The organism is Nostoc sp. KVJ20 (assembly GCF_001712795.1).
Lineage (GTDB): Bacteria > Cyanobacteriota > Cyanobacteriia > Cyanobacteriales > Nostocaceae > Nostoc.
In genome coordinates this window covers 24,129-31,905 of the sequence record NZ_KV757746.1, presented here as the reverse complement: position 1 = coordinate 31,905, position 7,777 = coordinate 24,129, and the positions used below count along the sequence as shown (strand labels likewise).

Annotated in this window: 11 protein-coding genes; 6 read left to right on the top strand and 5 right to left on the bottom strand. The window is 40.5% G+C overall.

All coding sequences use genetic code 11. The features are described 5' to 3' along the window. Positions 1-335: 335 nt before the first annotated feature. Together A4S05_RS34160 and A4S05_RS34155 are read left to right on the top strand one after the other, a co-directional pair. Positions 336-794, top strand: a complete 459-nt coding sequence (locus A4S05_RS34160; protein ID WP_069074204.1) for a DUF3592 domain-containing protein — start codon at positions 336-338, stop codon at positions 792-794. Positions 795-919: 125 nt separating this feature from the next. Continuing rightward, entirely contained in the window at positions 920-1,174 is a 255-nt protein-coding gene (locus tag A4S05_RS34155; RefSeq protein ID WP_069074203.1) for a helix-turn-helix domain-containing protein, read from the top strand. Between the two features lie 263 nt (positions 1,175-1,437). On the opposite strand, the gene A4S05_RS34150 is transcribed toward A4S05_RS34155, so the two are convergent. The 4 genes from A4S05_RS34150 to A4S05_RS34135 form a co-directional block, all read right to left on the bottom strand. Further along, positions 1,438-2,604 carry a pyridoxal phosphate-dependent aminotransferase gene (locus A4S05_RS34150; RefSeq protein WP_069074202.1) on the bottom strand — a complete coding sequence of 389 codons (1,167 nt, stop codon included), beginning with the start codon at positions 2,602-2,604 and terminating at the stop codon, positions 1,438-1,440. A gap of 214 nt (positions 2,605-2,818) precedes the next feature. Continuing rightward, the gene (locus A4S05_RS34145) at positions 2,819-3,901 is read right to left on the bottom strand and encodes a class I fructose-bisphosphate aldolase (RefSeq protein WP_069074201.1); all 1,083 of its coding nucleotides are present in this window, start codon (positions 3,899-3,901) and stop codon (positions 2,819-2,821) included. Between the two features lie 274 nt (positions 3,902-4,175). Then, positions 4,176-4,490 carry a DUF1622 domain-containing protein gene (locus tag A4S05_RS34140; RefSeq protein ID WP_069074200.1) on the bottom strand — a complete coding sequence of 105 codons (315 nt, stop codon included), beginning with the start codon at positions 4,488-4,490 and terminating at the stop codon, positions 4,176-4,178. Then, positions 4,477-4,842, bottom strand: coding sequence for a DUF1622 domain-containing protein (locus A4S05_RS34135; RefSeq protein ID WP_069074199.1), 366 nt, complete (start codon positions 4,840-4,842; stop codon positions 4,477-4,479). The genes A4S05_RS34140 and A4S05_RS34135 overlap by 14 nt, the downstream gene beginning before the upstream one ends. A 211-nt stretch (positions 4,843-5,053) precedes the next feature. On the opposite strand from A4S05_RS34135, the gene A4S05_RS34130 reads away from it, so the two are divergent. Further along, positions 5,054-5,383, top strand: coding sequence for a hypothetical protein (locus A4S05_RS34130; protein WP_069074198.1), 330 nt, complete (start codon positions 5,054-5,056; stop codon positions 5,381-5,383). A 384-nt stretch (positions 5,384-5,767) separates the two neighbouring features. On the opposite strand, the gene A4S05_RS34125 is transcribed toward A4S05_RS34130, so the two are convergent. After that, on the bottom strand, positions 5,768-6,217 hold the full coding sequence (locus A4S05_RS34125) for a BRO-N domain-containing protein (RefSeq protein WP_069074197.1): 450 nt from the start codon (positions 6,215-6,217) through the stop codon (positions 5,768-5,770). A gap of 378 nt (positions 6,218-6,595) precedes the next feature. Between A4S05_RS34125 and A4S05_RS34120 the strand changes: the two genes are divergently transcribed. The 3 genes from A4S05_RS34120 to A4S05_RS34110 all read left to right on the top strand — a co-directional run bounded on the left by A4S05_RS34120 (position 6,596) and on the right by A4S05_RS34110 (position 7,751). Then, positions 6,596-6,859: a hypothetical protein gene (locus A4S05_RS34120; RefSeq protein WP_069074196.1), complete on the top strand. Its 264-nt coding sequence runs from the start codon at positions 6,596-6,598 to the stop codon at positions 6,857-6,859. After that, positions 6,852-7,184, top strand: coding sequence for a hypothetical protein (locus A4S05_RS34115; RefSeq protein WP_069074195.1), 333 nt, complete (start codon positions 6,852-6,854; stop codon positions 7,182-7,184). The genes A4S05_RS34120 and A4S05_RS34115 overlap by 8 nt, the downstream gene beginning before the upstream one ends. Before the next feature lie 189 nt (positions 7,185-7,373). Beyond that, positions 7,374-7,751, top strand: a complete 378-nt coding sequence (locus A4S05_RS34110) for a hypothetical protein (RefSeq protein ID WP_218108005.1) — start codon at positions 7,374-7,376, stop codon at positions 7,749-7,751. The last annotated feature ends 26 nt before the right edge of the window (positions 7,752-7,777 follow it).

Below are 7,777 nucleotides of genomic sequence, written 5' to 3'. Positions count from 1 at the left end.
TGTCTCATAGCTAAAGTCCTCTGAAGAAGACTAAAGAGCGCGAAAATTTTCAGTCTACTTCAGTAGACTTGAGCAATTAGTCTCTTAATTATATTCCCTGGCGGGTGAACAACACCTAATCAGTGCGCTATTTTTGGCTTAAGTTGACACTAATATTCATGTAGACGCGCAGCGGCTACTCTTACGAAAACGCTTTCAGAGAATGAAGGTTTTGTCTGTGTAGCCGCGACTTCTAGTCGCTTGCTCCCCTACTTCTCCCCGATTTTTACCTAATTTCAAATTATCAACATAAAATTTGTTAACACTTTTAGCGATACCAAACTTTTCAACATCCTATGAATGAAGATAGAACATTTTTTCGTATATTTGGTTCAATATTCGGCGGTGTTGGCAGCATAATTGCCGTCACGGGCATAATTATTGGACTGAATACTCGTTCCTTTGTGACCTCTGCAATCCCAGCACAAGGGACAATAATTGATTTGGTACGACGTTCATCAACTGATAATAAGGGTCGTTATTCTTATGTCTACTATCCAGTGGTGAAATTTACCACTTCCTCTGGTGAAACAACGGTTTTTGAAGCAAATTCAGGCAGCAACCCACCAGAATTTACTAAAGGTCAGCAGGTAGAAATACTATACAGTCCTGAAAAACCAAATTCTGCCACGATCAACTCCTGGCTAAGTTTATGGTTTTTGCCTATTATGTTTATCAGCTTAGGATCAATTTTTGCCTTGGTTGGCGGAATTGTATTAGTCAGGTCGTTTCCGCGTTTGATAGGTTCTAAATAAAAGTATTTTGGGAACGGAATAGACTGATTTTTTCATCTTGCATCAAAGTTACTACTAAAATCTCCATTAAGAAAACGAAGAATACAGCAACGTAGATGCAATAAGTATTTGAGGCAGTAATACCTATGTTTGAACCCTATGCCATCCGCACCGAAGCTGATTATCGTGCTGCACTTGATGAAATTGAAAGATTGTTTGATGCGGAATTAAATACACCAGAGTTTGACCGCTTGGAAGTTTTAACTACGCTTGTGGCAGCATACGAGCAAAGGTGTTATCCAATAGAACCACTAGATCCTATTGAAGCAATTTTATATTATCTCGAATTCCGTGAGTTGTCTTTGGATGAATTAGAACCAATTAAACAAGCGATGTCTTAGAGATTATTTGAACAGCAAATACACCAGGCGATTAGAAATCGCGGCTACACAAACAAAGTCCGCCTGTGCGGACTTAAGAAATTGGAAACCCGCGTAGTGGGTAAAGTCCCGTGCTTCACGCAATGCTTTAAAGTAATGAGTAATGAGTAAGGAGTAATGAGTGGATGAAAAATGGGCATTTACTCATTACTTATTACTCATTACTCATTACTCCTTCTTAAGAGCGCCTTTAGGTCGGTGAGGATGTCAAAAATGACAACTAACTAAACACGCGACTTGACAAATTTTTCCAATCTATCCATTCCCTTTTCAATCGTCGCCATATCTGTGGCGTAGGAAAGGCGAATGTTGTCATCAGCGCCAAAAGCAATTCCGGGAATGACTGCAACTTGATGTTGTTCCAGCAAAGCGTCACAAAATTCTAGAGATTTTAGACCGGTTTTGCTGATGTCAGGGAAGAGATAAAAAGCGCCATCTGGTTTTGCGGTACTCAATCCGGGAATGGCGTTGAGTCTGTCTAGCATTACCTGTCGGCGTTTGGCGAAGGCTTGGCGCATTTCTTCGACACAATCTTGAGAACTTTCTAAAGCCGCGATCGCACCATATTGGGCAAAGGTACAAACGTTAGATGTACTATGTCCTTGGATGGTACTCGCTGCTTTAATGATTTCCACGGGACCTGCTAAATAGCCAAGTCTCCACCCAGTCATAGAATAAGCTTTCGCAAACCCATTACTGATCAAAGTGCGGTCAAAAATTTCCTTCCCAAGAGAACCGATGCTGATATGTTCTGCACCGTCGTAGAGAATCTTTTCGTAAATCTCATCAGAGACGACTAAGATATCTGCATCAACTATTACCTGCGCCAGGGCTTTGATTTCATCTGGTGTATAAACCATCCCAGTGGGATTAGATGGGGAGTTGAGGATAAATAGCTTAGTCTTAGGCGTGATTGCTTTACGGAGTTGTTCGGGAGTAATTTTATAACCGGTCGTAGCATCTGTGGGCACAATTACCGAAACTCCGCCGACTAAAGTCACCATTTCGGGATAACTTAGCCAGTAGGGTGCAGGGATAATTACCTCATCACCTGGATCGATTAGCGCCACCATTAAGTTGTACAGAGAATGCTTACCGCCATTGGTGACGATGACATTCTCTGACTTGTAATCAAGACCGTTATCAGTTTTAAGCTTACGGGCGATCGCTTCCCTTAACTTTGGTTCTCCGGCGGCGGCACCATATTTGGTTTTGCCTTCATCCAAAGCTTTTACTGCTGCGGCTTTAATATGCGCTGGGGTATCAAAATCTGGTTCTCCAGCGCTAAAACTACAAACATCTATTCCCTCTGCCTTCAATGCCTTAGCCTTGGCTGCGATCGCTAAGGTTAATGAAGGTGTTACCTGACTTACTCTTGCTGCCAGCTTCATTCTTACTTTTTTTTGGCAAATCTTTCACTTATCTAAGGATATCCCAGAATCCCTACCAAGATTTGCTTTTTCTGAATTCGTTGGGGATTGGGGAGATGAGGCAATACGCTTCGGTTAAGGCAAGATGACAGGGGACAGGGGACAGGGGACAGTGAATAATCTCTAACCTTTACCCTTTACCCTGTAACCTGTACCCTATTCCCTTACTCATTCCCTAAGCTATCGTCACATCTGGCGACAAGTAAACATCTTGAATGGTGTGGAATAGCTTCACGCCTTCTTCAAAGGGACGCTGAAAGGTCTTCCGCCCAGAAATTAATCCTGAACCACCAGCCCGTTTGTTAATTACAGCAGTGCGAACGGCTTCGGCGAAGTCATTTTTCCCAGTCGCGCCACCAGAATTAATCAGTCCCACACGCCCAGAGTAGCAATTCAGCACTTGGTAACGAGTTAAATCAATTGGGTGATCGGTTGTCAATTCTGTGTAAACTCGCTCATCGGTTTTGCCGTAACTCTTACCACTGGCTTTGGCAACTGCACCATAACCATTGTTAGTTTCGGGTAACTTTTGTTTGATGATGTCGGCTTCAATGGTGACACCCAAATGATTCGCTTGTCCGGTGAGGTCGGCTGCAAGGTGGTAATCTTTATCTTGTTTAAAGGCGTTATTTCGCAGATAGCACCAGAGAATAGTAACCATCCCTAGTTCATGGGCGCGTTTAAAAGCTTGGCTGATTTCTTTGATTTGTCTGGTAGAATTCTCGGAACCAAAGTAAATTGTCGCACCTACGGCGGCTGCCCCCAAATTCCAAGCTTGTTCCACATCAGCAAATAATACTTGGTCAAATTGATTGGGGAAAGTCAGCAATTCGTTGTGATTGATTTTGACAATAAAGGGAATTTTGTGGGCATATTTGCGCGAAACTATACCTAATGTCCCTAAAGTAGTAGCAACAGCATTGCAACCTGAAGCGATCGCTAGCTTGACAATATTTTCTGGATCAAAGTAAATCGGATTGGGTGCAAAAGACGCACCTGCTGAGTGTTCAATCCCTTGGTCTACTGGTAAAATAGATAAATAACCTGTGTTTGCCAGACGACCAGTAGAATAAAGTAGCTGGAGATTACGCAATACTTGAGGGTTGCGATCGCTGTTGAGCCAGATTCGATCTACAAAATCTGGCCCCGGCAAATGTAGTAAATCACGAGAAACTTTTGCTTTGTAGGTAAGCAGGTCTTCTGCCTCTTTACCTAGCAATGACTCGATAGAATTAGCCTCTATGAGCGTTGTAGTCATGGCGTTTTCCTCAGAATTTGAGCAAATGACCTTTGTCTTTAAGATAGCATTTTTAATATTGTTAACCTGGTTATGCAAGCATTAACTATATGTAAAATCTTTCTGATATATAGTAATCCGATTTGATTTCTGAATCACTCGTAGAGGTAAGGAACTGGGGATTAGGGGCAATGGGGACTGGGAAGAAGGAATAAAGGTGTACTGAGTTTTTTTCAAAAATCAAATATGAGTCCTATAGCAATCTTAAATCATTTGTAAAAACTTGTTTGACTCATCAAACGTGAGATTTAATTGTCAAAATTTGTATTTTCTCCCAAGCAAATAACTTCTTTAGAAAGATGCGGAGTGATAAAATCGCGCTAAAGATCAGAATTTGCCCCCAAGTTTGCAGGTTAATGGCCTTTAACAAAGTTGCTGCAACCATAAAGCTCAAACTAGTTAGCATTCCTTCTGCGACTATAAGCCTTGCCTGGTAAACATTGCACTTAAGAATTAGAGAAAAGATTGCAGCGATGACATAACCAGCGATCGCTAAAGAACCTAACAACTGGATGATTGTTGCCCATACAGAGAAATTAAAAAGATTCATCCTTAATATTGTTCTTTTTAGTCTTTGCTTGCTCAATTTCTTTTGCCAAAAAGAAATTCAGAATAGTTCGTAGTGCAATAATGGCAGCAAGTTTACCAATTTCATCCCAAGTTGGAGCGATCGTACTACGTAAAATGTCAGCAGCCAGTGCAAACTCAAGGGAAAGAGCCAGCCACATACCTAACCCTAAGCGAATTTCCTCTTTAGCATCGTTCAGCTTTTTACGGCGGCTAAATAAAAAAACTAGGGTCTTAATGACGGCTTCCAAAACAGCGATACCAATGATAATGCCAGTGAAGATATCAACTGCTGTCGCAAGTACAGTCGTCAAATTCGTGACGAAAGCTTCCATATTGTTTATTTTATGGGTTCAAGCAAGGAAAATGCCCACGCACGAAGCATTGGCGATACTCGTCAGTGTTAAGTTAACAAATTCAATACAACCTGCCATCTACTAGCTGCTCAATCATGCTATCTTCGTATCCTATCTAGGATTTACAGAAAAGTAAAACCTATCTTCTCCTGATTGTGGTAATAATCGTTAAAAGAACAAACACAATTCTATGAGTAAATTTCAAATTGATATCGACTTCAGCAATATAGATTTAGCTTCCCTGGAAACAGAAGACGATTTTCAAAGAGAGGCCAGAATATTACTACCAAAGGTACTGGTCAAACTAGGTGAAAGTGTGGGTGAAAAGACTTGGGAAGAATTACAGCAAAAGCTCCAAGGAACTGGAGGTAAACTCAAATCTTCTCCAAGCGAGAAACGCAAGTTTATCCAAGAAACAGGAAGAACTTATCAACGAAATGCCAGTAAAAGGGAAAGACAAGAACTGGAAGACTACATAGTAGAGGAATTACGCCAGCACAAGCAGCAAAGATCCACCTAAGCTTGATACACGTGTATTCTAACTTCTACTTTCAGTAGTAGTTTTGGTAGAGTGCATTACGCCAAAGCAAAAAAAATCACAAACTTGCATGATCAGTTAATCTATAAACAGCTTGACTATGGAAAGTTGTGCGTAGCTTGTTCAAGAGAATTTAAGAATATCTTTGGCAATATTGCGCTTTTTAGTTAACCCGACTATTTGTAGAAATCCGGTTGAAACTATATATTGAGACTAGGTTTGAGAACGGAGAGGGGGGGATTCGAACCCCCGTTAAGTTTCCCTAAACAGACTTTCCAGTGCTGTGTTGAAACACCCTACAGTGTATACAGTGCAAGTATTCTACCAAGTCTCGATAATATATTTTGTAGAAACTTAACCACTTTACTAAACCACTAAACAAGCATTAGCAGCACTAAAAACAGAATTACTACTTGCAACGAGGGATGAGGAGATTGAAGCGAGTTTTCTCTTACATACTTCATTTGGTAACTGTGACTGAGATTTAGCATTTACAGAATAAGTACCAGTTTTGCGAATTGTGGGTATTACCTCAGATGTAAGCCATTTCTTAAAGCGCTTTGCTTGTGCCTTGCGAGATGTGAGAACGAGAGAGTACAAACCAGATTCATTGACACATAATGTTTCCCTGCCCTGACCTGATACGTGTAATGTTCGTATCAGCTTTTCATCGCCATCTAACCTACTTACTGCCTTACTCACATCGTCAAGCTCTAATACCTTGCAAATATCTTGTGCTATCCACCACGGTTCAGTCGCAGTACCTACAAACCGTATCTCGTGTGACTCAAAACTGAAGATTGCTAAGTTTGTCATTGTTTTGTGTGTTGTAAATATTACTAAAAGGTGATTGTGATACTTATACTTTTAGGGTGTCACCCAAAGGTGTCATCGAAGGTGTCACCACGCGGTGTCACTCTAGCGGCATGGGTATATGACAAGAGAGGTATTAGCATCAAACACTTGAAAGTGTAAAAAATTCAGAGAAATAACCTCAACAAAGCGAATAACTACTACAATCCAGTCACAGTATACATTGTGGCTTGTTTCTCTTTTTTATCACAAAAATGATTGACGTTATTTAATTGATGTGACATAAATGATATATAGCAAGCACAGCAAGGGATTTAGAGGTTTATCACTTCCATAGCGCTGTTACCGCTAGGCACAAACTACTGTCACTGAAAGGAAATCATGAACTCACCAGGTTACAAATTCAAAACTATTCAGACGCAAGCACTCCAATTAAACATTGAGTCTACAAGACTTGTTTCTCTCGTTATGGGCTTAACAGGTGAAGAAGTGACACCACAAATAATAATTGAAAACTTTGCTGAACTTGATGAACGCTACAAGGCACTGAAAAATAGGATTGAAGCAGTCCAGGCAAGCCTTGATAACGGACACGACCCAGACCGACATTTATTCATATACGAAAAGGGAGAAAACAATGCCTAGAGGTATTCCCAGAAGTGGCATCAGAAAGCCTGGTTCTGGTAGAAAGAAAAAATACACCAGTGAAGTAGTTCAAAAGTGGGTTCCATTACCTATCGCTGACAAGTTAGATGATATCTATCTACTCTTGATTGACTTAGAGAAAGAGGTTGATATGTGGGAAAGAACTTGTGAAGAGAAGATTACCTCACCACGCTATGAGCAAGCTCGTAAGCTCGTTTTAGTGCTTAGATTTCTTCTAAACAGACTAGGAATTGATACCACTAACATTTATGCAGGTAAACAAGAAAACATCCAGGATAATGAACCACGCTTACCAGTTCCCTAAAAAACAGTCGCTATAAATCGATTGGTGTAAGTGAATTTGCATCCATTAAAAGAAAGACCTACTGAGGAATCGTAGCCCCAGTAAGTCTTAAAAATGATTGATTTTGTTTAGTCCGTTAATTCAAATTTCCCTCTGGTAGTTACCAGCTATCAAGGGGAAATAAAACAAAAATGTCTAATAATCAACACCATGATAGCACTATCATCCAGTAACACTAATAACTTTCTGAACTCTAGCAACACAAGTGGATTACCCGGTGCTTGCGACTACGCGTCAATGTACTGCAACAGTACTAACCACGTGACATTAAGCAAGGAATCCATCACAGAAATTGCTAGTAGCAAAAATCTTGCACTAAAAAACAAAGCACTTTTAGTATTTCGAGATAAGTATTACCCTTCTCACACATTAGATGAAATTGCTTTGTCTCACAAGCCAAAAGACATCAGAGATCGCATCACTCTACATATTCACCCTTTTAATAATGCTTGCCACCATGATTTAAGCGTTCGCGGTGGAAGTAAAGATTTTTGGAAGGCAGTAATTAAGTGGTGTGCCAATAGATGAACCTTGTCTCCTAAGCACAGAGATAT